Source organism: Bradyrhizobium sp. 62 (assembly GCF_023073035.1).
Taxonomy (GTDB): domain Bacteria; phylum Pseudomonadota; class Alphaproteobacteria; order Rhizobiales; family Xanthobacteraceae; genus Bradyrhizobium.
In genome coordinates, this window is the sequence record NZ_JADPIT010000031.1 from 124,625 (window position 1) to 146,724 (window position 22,100).

General features: G+C 64.1%; 19 protein-coding genes. 5 read left to right on the plus strand and 14 right to left on the minus strand.

The features are described 5' to 3' along the window. Positions 1-234: 234 nt before the first annotated feature. On the plus strand, positions 235-630 hold the full coding sequence (locus IVB47_RS28615) for a nuclear transport factor 2 family protein (RefSeq protein WP_247466294.1): 396 nt from the start codon (positions 235-237) through the stop codon (positions 628-630). A 225-nt stretch (positions 631-855) separates the two neighbouring features. Here the strand turns inward: IVB47_RS28615 and IVB47_RS28620 are convergent, their stop codons facing one another. The 10 genes from IVB47_RS28620 to IVB47_RS28665 form a co-directional block, all read right to left on the minus strand. Further along, positions 856-1,047 carry a hypothetical protein gene (locus IVB47_RS28620; RefSeq protein WP_007595173.1) on the minus strand — a complete coding sequence of 64 codons (192 nt, stop codon included), beginning with the start codon at positions 1,045-1,047 and terminating at the stop codon, positions 856-858. 215 nt (positions 1,048-1,262) lie between these two features. Beyond that, positions 1,263-1,673, minus strand: a complete 411-nt coding sequence (locus IVB47_RS28625; protein WP_027568529.1) for an acyl-CoA thioesterase — start codon at positions 1,671-1,673, stop codon at positions 1,263-1,265. 51 nt (positions 1,674-1,724) lie between these two features. Continuing rightward, the gene (locus IVB47_RS28630) at positions 1,725-3,821 is read right to left on the minus strand and encodes a 3-hydroxyacyl-CoA dehydrogenase NAD-binding domain-containing protein (protein ID WP_247466297.1); all 2,097 of its coding nucleotides are present in this window, start codon (positions 3,819-3,821) and stop codon (positions 1,725-1,727) included. 1 nt (position 3,822) lies between these two features. Further along, a complete protein-coding gene (locus IVB47_RS28635; protein ID WP_247466300.1) occupies positions 3,823-5,106 on the minus strand; it encodes an acetyl-CoA C-acetyltransferase in 1,284 nt (427 codons plus the stop codon). Next, on the minus strand, positions 5,106-7,373 hold the full coding sequence (locus IVB47_RS28640) for an acyl-CoA dehydrogenase (protein ID WP_247466303.1): 2,268 nt from the start codon (positions 7,371-7,373) through the stop codon (positions 5,106-5,108). Before IVB47_RS28640 ends, IVB47_RS28635 begins: the two co-directional genes overlap by 1 nt. Positions 7,374-7,550: 177 nt before the next feature. Next, positions 7,551-8,174 (minus strand): flavin reductase family protein, encoded by a 624-nt coding sequence (locus IVB47_RS28645; protein ID WP_247466306.1) that lies wholly within the window; start codon positions 8,172-8,174, stop codon positions 7,551-7,553. Between the two features lie 221 nt (positions 8,175-8,395). Then, the gene (locus IVB47_RS28650) at positions 8,396-8,995 is read right to left on the minus strand and encodes a TetR family transcriptional regulator (protein ID WP_247291342.1); all 600 of its coding nucleotides are present in this window, start codon (positions 8,993-8,995) and stop codon (positions 8,396-8,398) included. Between the two features lie 35 nt (positions 8,996-9,030). After that, on the minus strand, positions 9,031-12,168 hold the full coding sequence (locus IVB47_RS28655; protein WP_247466308.1) for an efflux RND transporter permease subunit: 3,138 nt from the start codon (positions 12,166-12,168) through the stop codon (positions 9,031-9,033). A gap of 180 nt (positions 12,169-12,348) precedes the next feature. Beyond that, positions 12,349-13,455: an efflux RND transporter periplasmic adaptor subunit gene (locus IVB47_RS28660; RefSeq protein WP_247291354.1), complete on the minus strand. Its 1,107-nt coding sequence runs from the start codon at positions 13,453-13,455 to the stop codon at positions 12,349-12,351. Between the two features lie 222 nt (positions 13,456-13,677). Next, positions 13,678-15,009: an MFS transporter gene (locus IVB47_RS28665; protein WP_247466311.1), complete on the minus strand. Its 1,332-nt coding sequence runs from the start codon at positions 15,007-15,009 to the stop codon at positions 13,678-13,680. 79 nt (positions 15,010-15,088) lie between these two features. On the opposite strand from IVB47_RS28665, the gene IVB47_RS28670 reads away from it, so the two are divergent. Then, positions 15,089-15,517, plus strand: a complete 429-nt coding sequence (locus tag IVB47_RS28670; RefSeq protein WP_247357257.1) for a DUF2809 domain-containing protein — start codon at positions 15,089-15,091, stop codon at positions 15,515-15,517. Positions 15,518-15,539: 22 nt separating this feature from the next. Here the strand turns inward: IVB47_RS28670 and IVB47_RS28675 are convergent, their stop codons facing one another. From IVB47_RS28675 to IVB47_RS28685, 3 genes are all read right to left on the minus strand, one after another. After that, entirely contained in the window at positions 15,540-16,703 is a 1,164-nt protein-coding gene (locus IVB47_RS28675; RefSeq protein WP_247466315.1) for a crosslink repair DNA glycosylase YcaQ family protein, read from the minus strand. 115 nt (positions 16,704-16,818) lie between these two features. After that, positions 16,819-17,073: a hypothetical protein gene (locus tag IVB47_RS28680; protein ID WP_247466318.1), complete on the minus strand. Its 255-nt coding sequence runs from the start codon at positions 17,071-17,073 to the stop codon at positions 16,819-16,821. A gap of 119 nt (positions 17,074-17,192) precedes the next feature. Then, positions 17,193-17,438: a hypothetical protein gene (locus IVB47_RS28685; protein ID WP_247291437.1), complete on the minus strand. Its 246-nt coding sequence runs from the start codon at positions 17,436-17,438 to the stop codon at positions 17,193-17,195. A 508-nt stretch (positions 17,439-17,946) separates the two neighbouring features. Between IVB47_RS28685 and IVB47_RS28690 the strand changes: the two genes are divergently transcribed. Then, on the plus strand, positions 17,947-18,588 hold the full coding sequence (locus tag IVB47_RS28690; protein WP_247438733.1) for an OmpA family protein: 642 nt from the start codon (positions 17,947-17,949) through the stop codon (positions 18,586-18,588). Positions 18,589-18,645: 57 nt separating this feature from the next. On the opposite strand, the gene IVB47_RS28695 is transcribed toward IVB47_RS28690, so the two are convergent. Beyond that, positions 18,646-20,076, minus strand: a complete 1,431-nt coding sequence (locus IVB47_RS28695) for a phospholipid carrier-dependent glycosyltransferase (protein WP_247466322.1) — start codon at positions 20,074-20,076, stop codon at positions 18,646-18,648. Positions 20,077-20,127: 51 nt separating this feature from the next. On the opposite strand from IVB47_RS28695, the gene IVB47_RS28700 reads away from it, so the two are divergent. Together IVB47_RS28700 and IVB47_RS28705 are read left to right on the plus strand one after the other, a co-directional pair. Continuing rightward, on the plus strand, positions 20,128-20,829 hold the full coding sequence (locus tag IVB47_RS28700; protein WP_247466325.1) for a FecR family protein: 702 nt from the start codon (positions 20,128-20,130) through the stop codon (positions 20,827-20,829). Positions 20,830-20,831: 2 nt separating this feature from the next. Next, complete coding sequence (locus tag IVB47_RS28705) at positions 20,832-21,995, plus strand: hypothetical protein (protein ID WP_247291373.1); 1,164 nt, start codon at positions 20,832-20,834, stop codon at positions 21,993-21,995. The last annotated feature ends 105 nt before the right edge of the window (positions 21,996-22,100 follow it).

The window sequence follows — 22,100 nt, forward strand, 5'->3', positions numbered from 1 at the left end:
CAGAGCCGAAGCCTCGCTTCGGCGTCTTCTTAAGAACGACCGCTGGAGGCGGCCTACGCCACCTTCTCCAACAAGGGAAGGAAAGTGCAGGAGCACCAGGGACTGCAAAAAATTCCGACCACGCTTTGCGCGTCAGAAATCGCTCCGCCTGGCGCAATGCAGCGTATTGCGACCTGATGCTCGACAAAATCAAGTGCGGCTGCAACAGTGGACGCAAGATCAAGGACGAAGGATATGACGACATTGAATCGCGATCATGCTGCCACGACAGACCACGAGGCGGTGGCAAAGAACGTCGAGGCATTTCGCCTCGCCCAAATCGCGGCCGATCCGAAGGCGCTCAGCGCGCTGTGCTCGGACGATCTGAGCTACAGCCATTCCAGCGGCTTCCTTGAGGATAAGGCGGCCTTCGTCGCCAACGCCACCGACGGCAAAACGGAATTCCTGTCGATTACCTACAAGGATCCGACCATCAAGATCGTCGGCCCCGCCGCGATCGTTCGCTTCCACTGGCTGGCCGAGATGATGACCGGCGGACAGAAAGTATCAAACAGCCTTTACATCCTGATGAACTGGCAGAAGCAGGGCGACGACTGGAAGCTGTTGTCGCGGGCAGCAACCAAGTTGTGATTGCGGCTTATCCCTCTCACCTTGTAGGAGAGGGTGGCTCGCCGCAGAGCGGCGAGACGGGTGAGGGGTATGCTTCCGCGAGCGCACCTCTCACAATTGAATTCGGCGAAACAACCCCTCATCCGGCGCTTCGCGCCACCTCCTCCCACAAGGGGAGAAGGAAGGACAGTTGTCGGCAAAAGATTCCGACCACGCTTAGCGCGCCCCGAAATGACAGGCGGAAAATTATGCCGCTTCCTTCACATCACCGTTAACCAGCTTGCGCGCGGCGCGCTCGGCTTCGCGGGCGTTGCGGAAGAGCTGGCCTTCGAGACGATTGAAGCGGTTGGATGAGGCGAAAAAGCAGTAGCCTCCCTGGGAACGAACGACGATACCTGCGGTCTGCGAATCGACTTCGATGATGTAGCTGTCCGGCATGGTCCGTGGATTCCTCAGTGCGGGCAAATAACGGCAGTTCCGCCCAAAGGTTCCTGGGCATTTTGACGCCGTTTCCGCCCCGGATCGACACGCGATTGAGTAAGCCGGGACCTCATCCGTTTTATGACTGGTTCTTGGCAAAGCCGCGGCGGCGGGACTCAGTCGCGCCGCGTTTGGCGGCGCCGCACTGAGATGAGGCGCAACGCCGCGTGCGATTACGTCGCGATGGTGGTGTCGGCCGGGCGAACCGGCTGCGGGCGGCCGTGCTCGTCGATCGACACGTAGGTGAAGTTGCCGTCGGTGACGAGGAACGGTTGCTGCTCGCCGCGGCGCAGCGCCCACGCTTCCAGATGCACGGTGATGGACGTGCGCCCGACGCGAACGAGGTGGGCGTGGACCGAAACGAGATCGCCGACATAGACGGCCTTGCGAAAATTCATCGCCTCGATGGCGACGGTCACCGTGCGCGACTTTGCGACCTTTGACGCAAACACGCCGCCGCCGACGTCCATCTGGCTGAGCAGCCAGCCGCCGAAGATGTCGCCGTTTGCGTTGGTGTCGGCAGGCATTGCCAGCGTGCGGATGCAGAGATCGCCGCCCGGCCCGGCATTGGCTTGCTCGTTCATGCCGCTCTCACTTGAAGATTCCTCACTTGAGGATTGCTCACTTGAAACTGCTCACGTGAAATTGTCCCAGCCCGGATCCGGCGCAAAGCGCTCGCCGAATCTCCCGGCCAGTGCGCGCAAGGTGGATACGACATGATCCACGCCACGCGTGCGCGCATAGTTCAACGGACCGCCACGGAACGGTGCATAACCGGTGCCGAAGATCATGGCGCCATCGACCATGTCGGCATCATCGACGATCCCCTCGCGAAGCGCCGCAACGCAGACGTTGGACATCGGCAGCACCAGACGGTCGATCATCTGGTCGGTGACGCGCGGACCAGTCTCGGGCAACGGCGCCTTCTCGGCCTTGCCGTCGCGCCAGACGTAAAAGCCCTTGCCGGTCTTGCGGCCGAGCTCGCCCTTGGCGACCTTCTCGCGCAGCCACGCCGGCGTCGGCGGCAGCAGATCGCCGAACTTGCTGCGCAGCATGTCGCCGACGTCGAGACAAATGTCGAGCCCGACCTGGTCTGCCAGTTCGATCGGCCCCATCGGCATGCCGAACTGCTCCGCGGCGGCGTCGATCAGGCGCTGGTCGATCTTCTCGTCCAGCATCACCATCGCTTCCAGCATGTAGGGCGTCAGCGCGCGGTTGACGAGGAAGCCCGGCGAGCTCTTCACCGACAACGGCAGCCGATCGATCACGCCGACGAAAGCGAGTGCCTCCTTCAGCACCTGCGTATCGTTACCGTCATGGCTGACGACTTCCACCAGCTGCAACCGCGACACCGGATTGAAGAAGTGGAGGCCGACCAGCCGCTCCGGCCGCGCCAGCGTGGTGCGCAAATCCTGGAGCGGAATGCTCGACGTGTTGGTCGCGAGAATCGCGCCCGGCTTCATCCGCGGCTCGAGCCCGGCATAGACCTTCTGCTTCAGCTCGAGCTTCTCCGGGACCGCCTCGATGATAAGATCGGCGTTGCGGACGCTCTCCCCATCCATGTCGGGGATCAGGCGATCGAGCGCGTCGCGCACCTCGGTCGGCTTGCGAATGATCTTTCCGTAGAGCTCGGCGGCGCGCTTGACCGCGCCCGCAATCGGCTCCGCCTTCATATCGGCGAGCGAGACGCGCAGCCCCTGCCCCGCGCACCAGGCCGCGATGTCGCCACCCATGGCGCCGGCGCCAATGACGTGGACATGCTTGATCCTGTTGCCGGAGCCTGCCGCCTTCTTCATCTGCTCGCGCAGGAAGAACACGCGGATCAGGTTCTGCGCGGTCGGCGTCACCATCAGCTTGGCGAACGAGGCCTGCTCTGCCCTGAGCATCGCGGCCTTGCTGCCGCCATGGGCCTCCCAGAGATCGATCAAGGCATAGGGTGCTGGATAATGCTCGCGGGACGCGGCCTTCGCCGCCTCCGATCGCATCCGCCTGGCCAACAGCCCGCGCACCGGGCCGAAATTCGCCGCACGCGTCAGAAAGCCCGGCCGTGCCCGCTTGAGCCGGCCGAACAGTGCGTCCTTCACCGCATTACGAACGTGGCGCTCCTGCGTCACGGTGTCGACGAGGCCGAGCGATTTGGCGCGGCGGGCATCGATGGTGCGGCCGGTCAGCATCAGGGCCATCGACTGGGTCGGATTGACCAGCGCAGTGAAACGCGCGGTGCCGCCGAGCCCGGGGTGCAGGCCCAGCATCACCTCCGGGAAGCCGAAGCGCGCGCCGTCGATGGCGATGCGCGATTGGCAGGCGAGCGCGACTTCGAGCCCGCCGCCGAGGCAGAAGCCGTGGATCACCGCGACCGTCGGCAGCTTCAGCGCTTCCAGGTGGTCGACCACCGCGTGGGCGGCGCGGATCCGCGTCTCCACCATCCCGGCATCATCGGCACCGCGAAATTCGTTGACGTCGGCGCCCGCGATGAAGCCGGACTGTTTTGCGGAGCGGATCACGAGGCCGGCCGGGCGCTCGGTCTCAATCGCCGCCAGTACGGAGTCGAACTCCTCCATCACGTCCGAGGACAGCGTATTGGCGCTGGCGTCAGTGCGGTCGAACAGCAGCCAGGCGACGCCGTCGGCGTCGCGCGTCAGCTTGAAGTGCTTGTAGGGACTATCGGCAGCGGGCTTGGGTCCGAGCTCCATCACGCGGTCGCCGAGCGCGGTCATGATCTTGGAATCCATGTCACACCGCCTCGATCAGCATGGCGCCGCCGAGCCCGCCGCCGATGCATTCGGTGGCAACGCCGCGCCGCGTGCCGAGCCGCTTCATGGTGTTGACGAGATGCAGCACGATGCGGTTTCCGGAGGTGCCGACGGGATGCCCGAGCGAGATAGCGCCGCCATCGACATTGAGTTTTTCGCGGTCGATCTCGCCGGCAGCGCCATCGAGTCCCAAAATCTCGCGGCAGAATTTGTCGTCATTCCAGGCGGCGAGGCAGCCGAGCACTTGGGTGGCAAACGCCTCGTTGAGCTCCCAGGTCTGGACGTCCTGAATGGTGAGATCGTTGCGCTTGAGTAGCGGCGTCGCCGACATCACGGGACCGAGACCCATGATGCTTGGATCAAGTGCGGCCCAGTTGCTGTCGACGATGACCGCCTTCGGCGTCAGCTTGTGCTTGGCGACCGCTTCGTCGGACGCCAGGATCACCCAGGACGCGCCGTCGGTGATCTGCGAGGAATTGCCGGCAGTGACCTGGCCCCAGGGACGCTCGAACACCGGCCTCAGCTTGGCGAGCTTCTCGGCCGTCGAGTCCGGACGCACGCCATCATCATGGTCGAAGAATTTTCCGTCGCGGGAGAACGCGGTTTCGACTTCGCCCTTGAGAAAACCTTCCGCCTGCGCATGCGCGAGCCGGCGATGGCTCTCGGCGGCATAGGCATCGGACTGCGCGCGGGTGATGCCGAAGAGATGGCCGACGACTTCGGCCGTCTGGCCCATGTTCAAATCGGTAATGGGATCGGTCAGCCCGCGCTCCAACCCGATGATCGGCTTGAGATAGCGCGGCCGCAGCCTGAAGGCTGCGGCAAGCTTCGCGGCGACGCCCTTGGCGGTGGCGAGGCCGGCAAACCAGCGCACGCCCGAATTGGGCCAGACCAGCGGCGCGTGGCTGAGCGCTTCGGTGCCGCCGGCGAGGATCATGTCGGCATGGCCCTCGCGGATGTAGCGGTAGGCGGTGTCGATCGACTGCATGCCGGATCCGCAATTGATCTGCACGGTGAAGGCGACCATGTCCTCGCCCATGCCGAGCCGGAGCGCGGCGACGCGCGCTGGGTTCATTTCGTCCGCGATCACGTTGACGCAGCCGAGGATGACCTGGTCGAATGTATCAGGCGAAAACGGCTGGCGCGCCAGCAGCGGCCGGCCGCATTGCACGGCGAGATCGACCGGCGTGAACGGACCGGGCCCCGAACGCGCTTTGAGAAACGGCGTCCGGCTGCCGTCGACGATGAAAACCGGTCGTGCCATCAGCTCGCCGCCCTCTGTTCACCGAGTTCCTGGAAGAACTGATGCACGTCGCCGGTTTTCTTGTAAATCGGCGACAGCGCCTCCGGCGCAAAATCGTCGACCTCTATCACCTTTGCGACCGCTTCGCGGGCCGCAGCCAGCTGCTCGCCCTCGGCCTGCGTCATCACGCCCTTGGCCACCGCATCCTTCCAGTCGCTCATATGCGCCGCGCGCATGCGCCTGGCGATGGCGTCCGTGCCTGCGACCAGGTCGAAAGCGCGCTCCAGCCGGGCGAAGCCGCCATCGTCATCGACATAAGCCAGATCGGGCGTGAGGCGGTCGCGCGCGGCCGACGGCTCCAGCACAAGGCTCGCGCATTGATGCACCACTCGGTCGGAGGGACCCAGCACGCGGGCGCCGAATGGCTGGACCACGAATTTGAGAATCCTTGCGACGAAACGGTTCGGCAGATTGGCGAGAATCTCGGCAAGCCGGTTCTCGATGGTCCGAAAGCCCGTCGCCATGCACCATTCGAGCGCTGCAAAATCATCCTTCTGCCGCCCCTCGTCATGCCAGCGTTTGAGCGCGGCAGACAGCAGATACAGCTCGGACAGGATGTCGCCGAAACGCGCCGACAGCATCTCCTTGCGCTTGAGCGCGCCGCCGAGCGTCAGCAGCGCCATATCGGCGCAGAGGGCAAACGCCGCCGAGTAGCGCGAGAGCTGACGATAGAATGGCCTGGCGTCACCCGCATCGGGTGCAAGCGCGAAGACACCAAAGCTCCAGCTCCGGCCGAACGCGCGCAACAGTGTCTCTAAGCTGTGGCCGACATGCTTCCAGAACGCCTTGTCGAAGGCGGTGAGCCCGCGCTCGCGATCGGCATCCGCGAGCGCATTCATCTCGTCGAGCAGATAGGGATGGGCGCGGATGGCGCCTTGCCCGAACACGATGAGATTGCGGGTGAGGATATTGGCGCCCTCGACGGTGATGCCGACGGGGACGGCACGGTGGAGATTGCCGAGATAGTTTTGCGGACCGTCGATCACGGCCTTGCCACCATGGATGTCCATGGCGTCGTCGACCGCGGTGCGCATCCGCTCGGTCGCGTGCAGCTTCATGATGCCGGAGATGACGGCGGGATGGATGCCGGCATTCAGCGCGGCGCAGGTCAGCCGTCGCGCCGCGTCGAGCTGATAGGCGGTCGCGACGATGCGCGCGAGCGGCTCCTCGACGCCCTCGAATTTGGAGATGGAGATGCCGAACTGCTCGCGGATCCGGGCATAGGCGCCGGTGGTGCGGGCGGCATAAGCGGCGCCGGCGGCGGAGAGCGAGGGCAACGAGATGCCGCGGCCGGCGGCGAGCGCCGTCATCAGCATCTTCCAGCCCTGCCCCAGCCGCGCCTGGCCGCCGATGACGTAGTCGAGCGGAATGAAAACGTCGCGGCCCCAATTCGGGCCGTTCTGGAACACCTGCATCGACGGCAGATGGCGTTTGCCGATTTCGACGCCGGGAAGGTTGGTCGGGATCAGCGCCACGCTGATGCCGAGCTCTTCCTGGCGTCCCACGAGATGATCGGGGTCATAGGCCTTGAAGGCGAGGCCAAGCAGCGTGGCGACGGGACCGAGCGTGATGTAACGCTTGTGCCAGTTGAGCTTCAGACCCAGCACCTCCTGACCCTCGAAGCTGCCTTTGCAGATGACGCCGGTGTCGACCATCGAGGCGGCGTCGGAGCCGGCCTCAGGGCTGGTGAGGCCGAAGCAGGGAATGTCGCGGCCGTCGGCAAGACGCGGCAGCCAGCGCTGCTGCTGCTCCTTGGTGCCGAAGTGCATCAGGAGCTCGCCGGGGCCCAACGAGTTCGGCACCATCACCGTCACCGCGGCGGCGATCGACCGGGTCGAGATCTTGCGCACCACTTCCGAATGCGCATAGGGCGAGAAGCCGAGGCCGCCGAACTCCTTCGGAATGATCATGCCGAAGAATTTTTCGCGCTTGATGAAGTGCCAGACATCGGGCGGCAGGTCGCGCCATTCCCAAAAGATCTTCCACTCGTCGAGCATGGCGCAGAGCTCGTCGACGGGGCCGTTGAGGAAGGCCCGCTCCTCGTCGGTCAGCGTTGCCTGCGGGACCTTCAGCAGCTTCGACCAATCGGGGTTGCCGGTGAAGAGATCGGCGTCCCACCAGACGTCGCCGGCCTCCAGCGCCTCGCGCTCGGTGTCCGACATCGCCGGCAGCACGCCACGCGCCCAGGAGAAAATCGGCTTTGTCAAAGTGTCGCGGCGGAAGCTCATGGCGGACCTCATGCATCGGCGCGGTGATCGGGCATTTTAGCGGAAAGTGGCCGGCGGCGGTGAACACTTCGCCTGCGAAAAGACGCGAATTGACGCGGCCGGGCGACCGCCCAGGGCCATAACGGCCGAGGCGTGGGGGCAGTTCCGGAAGGGGGATGGGCTTCGAGGTCGGCTGGTCTAATCCGGCCGCACCATCTCGAACATGTTTTCCGGCTTGATCTCGAAATAATCCCCGCTGCGGCCGGCCCGGACGATCGGGCGGGCGGCGGCGGTCTGGTAGACGCCGTCCTTGATCATGGCCTTGTCGATATGGACGGCAACGACCTCGCCGAGCGTCAGCCAGGCGTTGGCTTCCTTGCCGTCGGCGCCCTTGAGGCGGACGATATCGGACACTTTGCACTCGAACGCGACGGGACTTTCGCCCACGCGCGGCACGTTGACGAGCCTGCCGGGCACGGCGGTGAGGCCGGCAACCTTGAACTCGTCGACCTCAGGGCCAACGTGCGCCGCAGTCGCGTTCATGTGCCTGGCCAGGTCCATGGTGGCGAGATTCCAGACGAACTCGCCGGTCTGCTGGATGTTCGCGACCGTGTCCTTCCAGTTTGTGGAGGAGAAACCGATGATCGGGGGGACATAGCAGAACGCATTGAAGAAGCTATAAGGCGCGAGGTTGACATGGCCTTTGGTGTCGCGCGACGAGATCCAGCCGATCGGCCGCGGCGCGACGATGGCGTTGAAGGGATCGTGCTTGAGGCCGTGGCCCTTGGCGGGCTCGTAGAAGTGCAGGTCTTTGTCGGTCACGCGCTTTTCCTTCTCGTCTTTGCGAGCGCAGCGAAGCAATCCAGAATCTTCCGCACCGAGACAGTCTGGATTGCTGCGTTCCGCAGAGCCGCGCCGCGGAAAGATTCTGGATTGCTTCGCGCTACGCTCGCAATGACGGAGTTTGTTGATCCGTCCTTGCCAGCCACCAGCCGTCATTCCGGGGCAGTCGGCCTGCTTATAGGAGGAAATTCGCCGGCCCGTCAGTGCCGCGGGGACAATCCGGCGATGACGAAATCGATCATCTGGTCGATGGTCGGGCCCGGCTTGGTGGCGCACTGGGCGATCATCTGGGGGTGGAAAAAGCGCATCATCGCGGTGCAGGCGCAGAGCGCGGCCAGTTGCAGGTCCGGCGCCTCGAACTCGCCGGAGGCCACGCCTTGCGCGATCATCTGGCCGATGACCCCGGCAATGCACTCCATGTGGTTGACGCAGACGTCCCAGTCCTCCTGCATCGCGATCTCGACCATCTCGTGCAGCTTGTTGTCGCCGACATAGCGCTCGGTGTTCATGCGGTTGATGGTGGTGAGCAGTTCGCGGAAGCGCGGCAGTACCGGACCGGGCCTCGCCACGATCCGCTGCGCTTCCAGCTCGACCTCGCCCATCAGCGAGCGGGCCACCGCCTGATGAATCGCCTTCTTCGATTCGAAGAAGCGATAAACGTTGGCGGGGCTCATCTTGAGCTCCTTGGCGATGTCGCCGACCGTGGTCTTGAGATAACCGATCTGGCGGAACAGCCGCTCAGCCACCTCGAGAATACGATCCCGCGTGTCCCCTTCGATATGTTCCGAAACCAGTGTCATCTGTCAGGACTCGTCAATCAGCAGTTCATCTTCACTTATTCAGCCGCCTCAGCAAGCGGAATTGCGTTCTGGTCATCGCTCCCATGCTGCGGCGCGGCAGGCTGCTCGGGGGTGCCCGCCTCATCCAGGCTCTTGCGGAACCAGAGGGCGTAGAGCCCCGGCAGGTACAGCAGCGTGAGGAAGGTCGCAACGAACAAGCCGCCCATGATGGTGATTGCCATCGGACCCCAGAACGCCGAGCGCGACAGCGGGATCATGGCCAGGATGGCGGCAAGCGCCGTCAGCACCACCGGACGGGCGCGGCGGACGGTGGCCTCCACGATCGCCTCGCGGCGGGTCAGGCCGTGCGAAACGTCGGTCTCGATCTGGTCGACCAGGATGACCGCGTTGCGCATGATCATGCCGGCGAGCGCGATCAGGCCGAGCAGCGCCACGAAGCCGAACGGGGCGTTGGCGATGTTGAGCCCGAACGAGGCGCCGACGATGCCGAGCGGCGCGGTCAGGAACACCAGGATCAGGCGCGAGAAGCTCTGCAGCTGGAACATCAGCAGCGTCAGCATCACCATGACCATCAGCGGGAAGAGAATGAAGATCGAGGCGTTGCCCTTGGCGGATTCCTCGAACGCGCCGCCCGCCTCGATGCGGTAGGCCGGCTCGAGATTGTCCTTGATTGCCTTCAGCTTCGGCGCGATCTGGCCGGTGACGTCGGGCGCCTGCACGCCGTCGACGACGTCGGAACGCACGGTAATCGCCATGTCGCGGTTACGCCGCCACATGATCGGCTCCTCGTGGGCATACTCGATCTTGGCGATCTGCTGCAGCGGCACGGCCACGCCGTTGCGCGAGGTAATGGTGAGATCGCCGACTGCGCCGAGGTCGAGCCGTTCGGACGAGACGGCACGCGCGACCACGCCGACCTTTTCGATGCCGTCGCGCACGGTCGTCACCTGCGAGCCCGAGATCAGCATCGACAGCGCCTGCGACACGTCCTGCGGGGTCAGGCCCATGGCGCGGGCGCGATCCTGGTCGACGACGAGCTTGAGGTAAGGCGACTGCTCGTTCCAGTCGAGCTGGACGTCCTTGACGCTCTTGTTCTGCCGCATGACGTCGCGGACCTGGTAGGCGATCTCGCGCACCTTGTTGGCGTCGGGGCCGATGACGCGAAACTGCACGGGAAAACCAACGGGGGGACCGAAATTGAAACGATCGACGCGCATGCGGGCCTCGTTGAGCGCGCCGTCGGCAACGGCGTTTTCAAGCTTGGCCTTGATGCGCTCGCGCGCCTCGACGCCCTTTGCGACGATGACGATTTCGGCAAAAGCCTCGTTCGGAAGCTGCGGATTGAGCCCGAGCCAGAAGCGCGGCGAGCCCTGCCCGACATAGGCCGTGTAGGTCTCGATGTCCTTGTCGTCCTTGAGCATGGTCTCGGCCTTCTTCACCGCCTTTTCCGTGACGTTGAAGGCGGTGCCCTCGGGCAGACGAAGCTGGAGGAACAGCTCGGGCCGCTCGGACAGCGGGAAGAACTGCTGCTGGACTTGGCCGAATCCGACGATCGAGGCGATGAAGACGCCGACGGTCGCGGCCACCACGGTGATGCGGTGATTGACGCACCACTGCACGATGGCGCGCAGGCCCCGATACATGCGGGTCTCGTAGACCGCGTGCGGATCGTGATTGTGGTGCACCTTGATGTTGGGCAGCAGCATGACGCCGATATAGGGCGTGAAGATCACCGCCACGAACCAGGACGCGACCAGCGCGATCGCCACGATCCAGAAGATGCTGCCGGCATATTCGCCGACCGCGGAATTGGCAAAGCCGATGGGGAGGAAGCCAGCGGCCGTGACCAGCGTTCCCGTGAGCATCGGAAACGCAGTGGATTCCCAGGCAAAGGACGCCGCACGCATGCGGTCCCAGCCCTGCTCCATCTTCACCACCATCATCTCGACCGCGATGATGGCGTCATCCACCAGCAGGCCGAGCGCGATGATCAGCGCACCCAGCGTGATGCGGTGCAGATCGAGCGACATCGTGTTCATGACGACGAAGACGATGCCGAGCACCAGCGGCACCGACAGCGCGACCACGATGCCGGTGCGCCAGCCGAGCGCCAGGAACGACACGAACAGCACGATGACGAGGGCTTCCATGAAGGAGTGCACGAATTCGCTGACGGCGTGCTCGACCACCTTGGGCTGGTCGGCGATCAGCTTGATGTCGACGCCCTGCGGCACCGCCTTCATGAATTCAGCCGTCGCCTTCTCGACCTCCTTGCCGAGATCGAGGATGTTGGCGCCCTTGGCGGTGACGACGCCGATGCCGATCGCGGCCTTGCCTTCCTGGCGCACGATGAAGCTCGGCGGGTCGACGTAACCATGAGTGACGGTGGCGATGTCGCCGAGGCGGAACACGCGGCCGTTGCTCTCGACCGGGGTTTCGGCGACGGCCTTGGCGCCGTCGAGCGCACCGGTGACGCGCAGCGGCACGCGTTGAGAGGAGGTCTCGACCGTGCCGGCCGGCGTCACGTTATTCTGCTTGGCGAGTGAATCGAACAGCGCCTGCGGCGTGATGCCGAGGGTGGCGAGCTTGGCATGGCTGAACTCGACAAAGATGCGCTCATCCTGGTTGCCGTAGACGTCGACCTTGGTCACGCCCGGCACCTTCAGGAGGCGCTGACGGAAACCCTCCGAGACCTTCTTGAGCTGGGCGTAGTCGGCGCCGTCGCCGGTCATCATGTAGAGGATGGAATCGACGTCGGAGAATTCGTCGTTGACGACGGGTCCCAAAATTCCCGAGGGCAGCTGGCCCTGTACGTCGGCGAGCTTCTTGCGCAGCAGATAAAAGAGATACGGCACATCCTTCGGAGGCGTGGAATCGCGGAAGGTGACCTGGAGCGCGGTAAAGCCGGGCTTGGAATAGGTCTGCACCTTCTCGAAGTAAGGCAGCTCCTGGATCTTCTTCTCGATGGGATCGGCGACCTGCGCCTGCATTTCCTGCGCGGTCGCGCCCGGCCAGAGCACGGAGACGTTGACCACCTTGACCGTGAAGAACGGATCCTCGGCACGGCCGAGCTTCTGATAGGAGAAGAACCCAGCGACGCCGAGAATGAGCATCAGGAACAGGATCAGCGTCGGATGGCTGACGGCCCAGGCCGAAAGATTGAAGCGCTTCATCGCACTCTCCAAAGATGATCCGGTTGCAAAAAAATGACAGCCACCCTGTTCAACGCGTCGTCGCGAGGCAGCGAAGCAATCCAGCGGGCTGGGCAGGTTCTGGATCGCTTCGCCGCTTCAGCCAAAGCATTTGCGCTCGGGCCGAAACTCACCTCACACGACGTAACTCGTAAGCGAGACTTAAAAGGACAGTGACGAGACGATCCGCACCCTCTGGCCCGGATCGAGCTTCTGAACGCCGAGGGCGACGATCTTGGCGCCCTCTTCGACACCGCCGGTGATGACGACGTCGTTGCTCTCGTAGGACTTCACCGCGACCGGCTTCAGCGTGACCGCGCCGTTGTCGTCGACGACGTAGAAGGACGGCTTGCCGCCTTCGTTGAACAGTGCCGACAGCGGCAGCCGCGCGACGCGCTCGGTGGCAGCGTCCGACAGCGTCAGCGTCGCGGTCATGCCGAGCGAAACCTTGTCGTCGGCCTCGGGCAGCGAAAATTTGGCGAGATAGGTGCGCGTAGCGGGATCCGCGGTGGGCGCGATCTCGCGCAGCCTGGCCGTATATTTTTTGCCCGGCTCCGACCAAAGAGTGACGCTGGCGGCGCCCGATTTGGCACGTCCGACCAGCGTCTCAGGGATCGCGACGACCGCTTCCTTTTCGGCAAAGCGGGCGACACGGATCGAGGTCTGGCCTGCGGCAACCACCTGGCCAGGCTCGATCAGCGTTGCGGTGACGACGCCACGGGCGTCGGCGTTGAGCGTCGCGTAGGAAAGGGAATTGTTGGTCAGCTCGACCGAGCGCTCGGCCCGGTTCAGGCGGGCGCGGGCCTCGTCGGCTGCGGCGCGGCTCGAATCCAGCTGTGCGTCGGTGGTCCAGCCCTTGGCCTTCAAATCCTTGGCGCGCTGCTCGGCCGCGGCGGCCTGGGCCAGCACGCCGGTCGCAGCGGTCTGTTCGGCGACGGCTTGCTCGGCCTGGAGCTTCAGATCGACCTCATCGAGGACCGCAAGCGGCTGGCCGATTTCGACGGTCTGGCCGACTTCGACCAGACGTTTGGCGACCTTGCCGGCGACACGAAAGCCCAGATCGCTCTCGATCCGCGGCCTGATCGTGCCGACGAAGCTGCGCTCGGGCTTTTCGGCATCGTAGTGCGCGGTGGCGACGAGAACCGGCCGCGGCGGTTCTGCCTTTTCAGCGACGGTGTCATTGCACCCAGCGAGGGCGGCAGCCATCAGCGCGAGCGAAACACCAGCCAAGAGCCTCGAATAGCTGGACAAAACGGATCGGACGAACATCGGAGGACACTCCCTCGGCTGCAATGAGACGAATGTCGACTAATCACTGATGAAAGTCAATATTCGTCAGTTATCAGGAAAGCGTGATCGTTAAGAGGTGGTAACCTCCGCGGTTGCCCTTGGCGGAAGTCTGGGCTGTTAGAAGAAAGCGCCGCGCCGCGGGCCCTCCGGAGGGACCGCGCGGAAATGGGCCCTGGCTTTCGCCGGGGCGATATTTCGAGGCTACCGCGCCTGTTCGACGAACTCGTGCTTGCTGTCGTGGCCGCCGATGAAGACCAGGATGCCGGCGATCAGCGGCAGCACCGCGAGCACGAGCAGCCCGCTCGAGGTCTGGCCGGTGGCTTCCTTGACCCAGCCGATCAGATACGGACCACCGAAGCCGGCGAGATTGCCGATCGAGTTGATCAGGGCGATGGCGCCGGCCGCCGCCGTGCCGGAGAGCCAGGCGGTCGGCAGGGTCCAGAACACGCCGAAGCAGCAGAACACGCCGATCGCGGCGACCGTCAGCACGATTATCGTCAGGGTGGGGTCGGTGAGATAGCTGGAGACGCCGAGCGCGATGGCGGTGAGCAGCAACGGCGCGCCGACATGCATCACGCGCTCGCGCGTGGCATCGGAATGCCGTGCCCACAGGATCATCGCGATGGTGCCGAACAGATACGGGATTGCGGTAACGAAGCCGGTCTGGGCGTTGGTGAGGCCGAACGCCTTGACGATCTGCGGCAGCCAGAACTGCATCCCATACAGCGCGCCGACGAAGCCGAAATAGACCAGGCTCAGCATGATCACCTTCGGTGAGGTCAGCGCCTCGCCGAGCGACAAATGCTTCACCGCCTGCTTGGCCGCGATCTCGGCATCGAGCTTGGTCTTGAGCCAGGCCTTCTGCTCGGCCGAGAGCCAATCCGCCTTCTCCGGCCTGTCGGTGAGATAGAACCAGGTGACGATGCCGAGCAGCACCGAGGGGATGCCCTCGATGATGAACAGCCACTGCCAACCCTTCAGGCCCATCGCGCCGTCGAGCCCGAGCAGCAGGCCCGAGACCGGGGCGCCGATCACGGTGGAGACCGGCACGGCGATGGCGAAGGCCGCAAGGAAGCGCGCGCGATATTCGGCCGGATACCAATAAGTGAGATAGAGGATGATGCCGGGGAAGAAGCCGGCTTCGGCGACGCCGAGCAGGAACCGCAGCACGTAGAAGCTCGTGACGCCGCTCGTGAGCGCCATCAGCGCCGAGATAATGCCCCAGGTCACCATGATGCGGGCGATCCAGCGGCTGGCGCCGAACTTCTCCAGCGCCAGATTGCTCGGCACCTCGAAGATGAAATAGCCGATGAAGAAGATGCCGGCGCCCCAGGAGAAGATCAGCGGGGTGAATTTCAGCTCGGCATTCATGGTCAGCGCAGCGAAACCGAGATTGACGCGGTCGAGATAAGAGAAGAAGTAGGCCAGCACCAGGAACGGGATCAACCGCCATGAGATGGCGCGGATCGTCGAGGTCTCGATTTCCGACTTGGCTGCGCCGGTCGAACCGGCATAGGTCGTGGTCTGGCTCATGGCTTCCCCCGAGGTTGTTGCTTTTATGGGCTGATCCGGGGTTTTGAGCATCGCCGCAAAAGAGTCAATGGAGCAAGCAATGCATCAGGCGCAACCGGTCAAACCCATCGCGCCGTTACGGACATCGCTGATCCGCGCCGGTCTAGCGCTGGCGGTTATTGCCTGCGGACTCTCACTGCGCTGGTACGGCTTTCCGCTCGGCCTGCCTGCCTTCGTGGTGAAGTACGGCGGCTCGCTGCTATGGGCAACGATGGTGTTTCTGCTGGTCGGCGTTTTGCTGCCAAGGCTGTCACGGGCGCGGATCGCGGCCATTGCGATGGCGATCGCGGTCGTGGTCGAGTTCTCCCGGCTGGTGCACATGCCTTGGCTCGACGCGTTCCGGCTGACCACGGCCGGGGCGCTGCTGCTCGGGCGCATCTTCTCGCTGTGGAATCTGGCAGCTTATGCAATCGGGATTGCGTTCGGCGTTTGGATCGATCGATTGGCGGGGATGCGTAGGGTGGATTAGCGAAGCGTAATCCACCCTACGATCAGTCGGCCAACTGAAACTTCTCAAAACGATCGAGTTCCTGCTCGATCTTCCGTTTCAGCTCCTTGCGCCCCGCGGTCTTCTTCCCCTCGCCGACCCAGGTCCATTTCTGCATCAGCAGCTTCTTTGCCTGCCGGTCGGTCTTCAGATCGAGCGCGGCGACGATCTCGTCGCCGACCAGCACGGGGAGCGCGAAATAGCCGAGCTTGCGTTTGGCCTTCGGCACATAGGCCTCGAACAAATGATTGTAGCCGAAGATGAGATTGGTGCGCTTGCGCTGGATGATCAGCGGATCGAACGGCGAGAGGATATGGACGAGATCCGGCGGCGCGCGCTCGCCCGGCTCGAGGGAAGAAGGCAGCGCCCAGTGCTCCTGCTTGCCGGCACCGTCGATGGCGACAGGCACGAGCTCGCCACGGCGGACGCGCGAGGCAATCAGGGCAGCCATCTCCGGCTTGCGCGGCGCGTCGAGGTGGCAGGCCGAATCGAGGCTCACGACACCTTGCGATCGCAGCGCGCGATCGAGCAGATAGGCCGTGATGTCCTTTGCCGACGCCGGCTTCGGCAGCTTGTCCCAGCCGAAATGGCGCGTCATCAGCTCATAGGTCTTGAGCATGCCCTGGCGCTCGCTGACGGTCACGACACCCGTATAGAAGGCGAGCTGCAATGCCCGCTTCGAGGGTTTTCGGCTTTGCCAGAGATGCTCCTTCTCGGTGAGCACGTCGTCCTCGATGTCGCGGATCGTCAGCGGACCGGCGCGCACCAGCCGCATCACCTTGCGCGTGTCGGCAGGTTTCACCGAGGCGAACCATTTGTGCCCCTCACGGCGGTGCTCGCGCATCGCCGGCAGGAAGAAGCGGAAATCGCCGGCCGGCACGTAGGACAGCGCATGCGTCCAATACTCAAAGACGCTCTTGTCGACGCTCTGGGCGTGGCGCAGGTCGGCGCGGCGGTAGGACGGGATCCGGCTGAACAGGATGTGGTGATGGCAGCGCTCGATCACGTTGATGGTGTCGATCTGCACATAGCCGAGATGGGCGACCGCGCCGGCGACGGCCTGCGCGCCGTCACCGAACGGCGCGCGCTCGTCCAGCCGCTGGGCATGAAGCCAGATTTGCCGGGCCTGTGTCGTGGTGAGTGGAATCGGTTTGGGCGCGCGGGACATTGCAGGAGGGAATGTAGCGGGATTCGCGCCGGGAGAAAGAAGCGGACTGGACGCAGCAAAAGAAAAGCCGCGCTGTCATGTGCTGACAGCGCGGCCGCTTGGCGTGGCCGAGGCCCTATTTCATCATCATGGCCTTCTGCGCCTTCATGTAATGCATGCAGCCGCCCTTCATCTTGCCATTGCTCATATCGGTGTTGGCCATAGCCATTTCCTTGTTGGCCGCGACCTTGGCCGGGGTATCGGCCGTGCCCATCATCATGGCTGTCGATTTCATCATGTTATCGCCGGTGCACGCCATCATGGCGGCGGATGTCGGCGAAAGGGAAAGGGTGAGCGCGACAAAAGCGGCGGCTGTGAGCAAGATCTTCATCGAAAAGTCTCCTCCGTAAAACGAAACCGGCGTCATGCCGGCCTTCGCAATACGTATTCTCCGGCGAAGACGTTTCGTAGAGAAGACAATTTTCTTGCTGCGGTGCGAAGACGGAGGGCTCAACGGCCAACTTTCGGGGCTTTAGACCGGTCGCCAACGCTGCCTGTTGCGACATCGGGTTCGCACGAGGCCTTGCCGCGCTCCTCCGCCTGGCAGCGATAGACACTGCCGGTGAGACGATCGACCAGCCACATGTTCTCGTCGGTCGGCGCTTGAAGCCCGACATAGCGGGAGGTCAGCCCCGTGATCAGGGTCGACAGCAGGATCGCCACCGCGATCATCGCCGCGCCGACGTAGATGGGCATGGAGCTCAGGGACACGGTCCGATCCGGCGGGCCACTGCGATAGAACTGGTAATCACTCGGCCTCGGCACTGGATGGAACTCGGCTCCCTTCGTTGCACTTGTGGGAGGCTCCACCCTAGGCGTCCATCTGGCCGAAAAATTGTCCGCGGACAGGCCATCGCGCGACGGCTTTGCGACAATCGGTCAGCACAGGTTTCCCCGAGTGAACCGGGCCCCGGCCCCCGAGCGGCACCTGGGCGCGGCGGTCCTCAGTGATGCGGATCACGACAGGACTGCGACGGCTCGAACGCTCGCCGGGCAGCGTGCGACCACTCTCTTCACGCGTTAGTGTCCGTCCTCGGAGTGGACCGCGGGTCGGCCCTCCACGAACCCGAAACCGCTCGAAATTCGCTGCCATGGCCCCGGAGGGCCCCGTTTTCACCGTGACCAAGATCACACCAGGGGTTTTGAACCTGCCCTATGCTTGCAGCATCAAATAGCCATCAGGCGTCACAACGAGGATACGACAATGACCCGTTTCAATAAGTCTTTTGCACTGAAGGCGATTACTCTCTCGGCACTTCTGTCGATGACGGCCGGCTTGGCCATGGCCGGCGACGGCAATGTCTCGACCAACCAGATCCTGGATGCATTGAAGCCGAAGTCGACGACCCGCGGCCTGTCCGCAGGTCCGCAGGTCGATCCGGCGGTGCAGGCCAAGGAATCGACGTTCCTGAACACCGTGCGCAACCGCTCGACGCGGTCGTTGTCGACGGGCGAGCGCGAGCAGATTGCCGAGCTCGCCGCGACCAAGCCGAAGATCGATCTGGAGATCCAGTTCGACTACAACTCGGCCGACATCGCCAAGACGTCAGTGCCGTCGGTGCAGGCGCTCGGCAAGGCGCTGTCCGATCCTTCGCTGAAGGGCTCGACCTTCGTGGTCGCCGGCCACACCGATGCGGTCGGCACGGAGGGATACAATCAGGGGCTCTCCGAGCGGCGAGCCGACACCATCAAAAAATATTTGGTGCAGAACTACGGCCTCACCGGCACCGATCTCGTCACCGTCGGCTACGGCAAGACCAAGCTGAAAGACACCGCCAACGGCGCCGACCCGATCAACCGCCGCGTCCAGGTCGTGAACATGGACACCAAGACCGCGTCGAAGTAATTCACAGGTCATCGCCCATAAAAACGCCGCCTGCCGTTCTCCCGGCGGGCGGCGATTTCATATCCAGACTTGGAAGAGCATCAGCCGGTTGAAGGTCTGCATCGACGTGCCGACGAAGGCCGCCGAGATCGGCAGCATGGCGGCAAAGCCTGCTGCCGCGACCGCGACGTAGGCCCACAACAGCCAGCGTGGCAGACCGTCCCGGCGCAGCACGTAGACCAGCGCGAGCGACGCCACCGTCGCGGCCGGCAGATAGTAATAGATGAAGGCGAGCGTGCGCGGCAGCAACGCCCAGGCGAGCCAGGATCCGAAATAGAAGACCGCGATCAGGAACGCATCCCGGCGACGCGCGACGACGAAGTCGCGCAGCACGACGGCGAGCGCGAGCAGCGCCGGCCACAGCACCAGGGGGTTGCCGAGGAAAACGACCGCGGAGACATTGTCGTCCGCGCCCTTGTCGAACAGGAACCACACCGGGCGCGCGAGCAGCGGCCATGACGGCCACGCGCTCATATAAGTGTGGCCGGCGATGGCAGTGGTGGTGTTGTCGGCGAAGATCCGGCGCTGCGCCTCGACCAGATCCGGCAGCGACGCGCCATAGAGCGGGACGAAAGCCGCAAGATATGTCGCCGCGGGCAGGACGATGAAGCAGAGCACGACGTGATGTAATCTGAAGTCGGGCCAGAGATCGGGCCGGTACCAATCCCCCGGCTTCGCGTCGGCAAACACAGTGTGCCAGCCCTGCATCAGGCGGATCACCGCGACGATGACGATGCAGATTCCGAGCGGAAACAGGCCGCTCCATTTGCAGGCCGCAGCGCAGCCGAACAAGCTGCCGGCAGCCGCGAACAATGCGTGAGGCCGGTCCTTTCGAAACCCGTGCATGAAGGCGGCAATCGCGAGCAGGCCGAAGCCGAGTGCAAAGATGTCGAGCATCGCGATGCGCGCCTGCACGTACAGCATCTGGTTGCAGCCGGCGATCAGCGCAGCGGCGATCGCAGGCCCTTGCGCGGCGAACAGTGCGAGGCCGCACAGGTAGATCGCGACGATCGCGAGGGCGCCGAACAACGCCGCGGGATAGCGCCAGCCCAGCGCGGTGTCGCCGAAGGTCGCGATCGATAGCGCGATAAGCTCTTTCGCCAATGGTGGATGCATCGGATTGAGCATCGGTTGCGACATCGCTGGCGCCAGCATCTGCCGCGCCGCCGGCACGTAGTGCACTTCGTCGAAGACGAACTTCTCCGGCGTCGTGAGGCCTATCAGCAGTGCGAGATGCGCGACCAGGAAAATCGCGACAGCAATCACTGCGCTCCGCGACACCTTCGGAACCGCCGGCAAGTCGAGTCGCATTTGTGGGGATATTTTGCGTGGCAAATTTGCGTCACCGCGGAGAATAATAGAGATCGCGGTTTTCATTGAACGCATTCTGCTGCAACTGTCACTAAGCATAACGCAGGTCTCGCGCTGCTTGTGATAATTCCGCCACATCACAAGCGCGCCTGATCCGGTACGATCAGGGACACATCGATCGGTTGCGAAATGAATTTGCGTTTCTGGCTTTTCTCCACGCTGTTGTCGACCGCCTTGTGCGTGGCCCCTTACGCGCAGGCGCAGACGCGCGTCGGTGAAGCCGTCGTGATCCAGAATGAAGTCGTTCGCGTCGCCGCGACAACGACGCCGATCAGCGTCGGCGACAGCATGCTGCGGGACGAGACCGTGCGCACCGGCGCCGGCAGCGCGGCGCGCTTCGTGATGGCCGACAGCACCAATCTGTCGCTCGGTCCGAGCGCGACGCTCAAGCTCGACCGCACCGTCTTCAACGACGAGCACAGCTATCGCGACGTCGCAATCCGCATGACGACTGGCGCATTCCGTTTCGTCACCGGGCATTCCGAGAAGACCGCCTACAAGATCACGACCCCGCTCGCGACCATCGGCGTGCGCGGAACCACACTCGATATCCTGTCCCAGCGCGGCCGCTCGGTCGTCGTGCTGCAGGACGGCGCCGCCAGTGTCTGCACGACGAGCCAACAATGCGTGCAGCTCACCCAGCCCGGCGACACCGCAATCATCACCTCGACCGGCGGCAAGGTCTCTATCAGCAAAACCAACACGCCGCCCTGGACCTTTGCCGCGACCTGCGCCGCGAGCGCGGGACTGTGCGCGGTCAACCAATATGCGGACGCATCGCCGACCATCACGCCCGCCGTCCATGACGACGGCATGCTGTGCGGACGCTGAAGATGGCGATATCCACCAACGTCATGCGCTTCACGCTCGCGAGCGTGCTGACCGCCGTGGCTGCGTTTGCGTTTGTCGCGGTCGATACCCGTCCGGCGGCAGCCGCTACGATTTGCGAATCCGAGTGCGGAGGGCCGACGCCAACCCCGGCGCCGAGCTATTCCCCCTCGCCGACGCCGACCTACAGCCCCTCGCCCTCGCCCAGCCCCTACCCGTCATCGTCGCCGAGCCCTTACCCGTCCTCCTCGCCGAGCCCGACGCCGACACCGACCGGCGCGGATTCCAGCGGCGGCTCGATCGGCGGCCTTGCCAATCAGCGCTTCAACCAGATGATCACCAACCGGGTGCTCGGCACGGTGCTGCTCGGCGTCAACGAGCAGGTCAATTGCAGCAACTGCGTCAGCGCGTTCGGCTCCGCCGGCTCGTTCTCGGCCGGCATCCACGGCCGCAAGGAGCTGACCAACAATCTGTCGCTGCTCGCCGGCATCGCCTACACGCAATACAGCGAAGGCGGCTACAACATCACCAGCGCGCCGATCGGCGCATTTGCGCTGCGCTATGACTTCACCGACTGGGGCTCGTCGCGCCCGTTCTTCGACGTCGGCACGATCCTGACGCCGTGGGAGAAGGCGCGCTACACCCGCAGCTACAACACCAGCCTCGGCCCGGTGAGCGTCACGAGTTCGACCAACGCCGCGAACTACGCCGTCTACGGCCGCGCCGGCTGGATAAGCCGCGTGTCGCCCCGCGACGAGGTCGCCGCCTCGATCGAGGTCTGGCAGCTCTGGCAGCGCGTCTCGGGCTACACCGACAGCGCAGTGGCGTTCAATCCGTTCGACGCCAGCATCGCGACCGGCACCGACCGCACCAGCCTGGTCAAGATCGGGGGCCAGTGGACGCATCTCTACGGCAGCAATATCGAGGCCAACATCAACGGCGGCTGGGTGCAGTCATTCGCTGCCCATAGCGGCATCGTCGCCACCGTGACCGGCGACGGCGTGGTGGTGCCGACCATGGGTAACCAGGGCTGGTTCGAGTATGGCGGCCGGCTCGGCTTCCGCGTGCAGAAGGGCTGGATCGTCGACCTGTTCGCCAACGGCACGCTCGGCCCGCAGCCGGTCGGCAACACCATCCATGGCGGCGTGGGGCTGCGGATCAATTATTAGCGGCGGGCCTTCGCCTCAAATTCCGCTGTCATGCCCCCGCTCGACCGGGCATGCAGTACGCCGCGGCCTATCGATTGACCAACGGCCGACTCGGCGTACTGGATC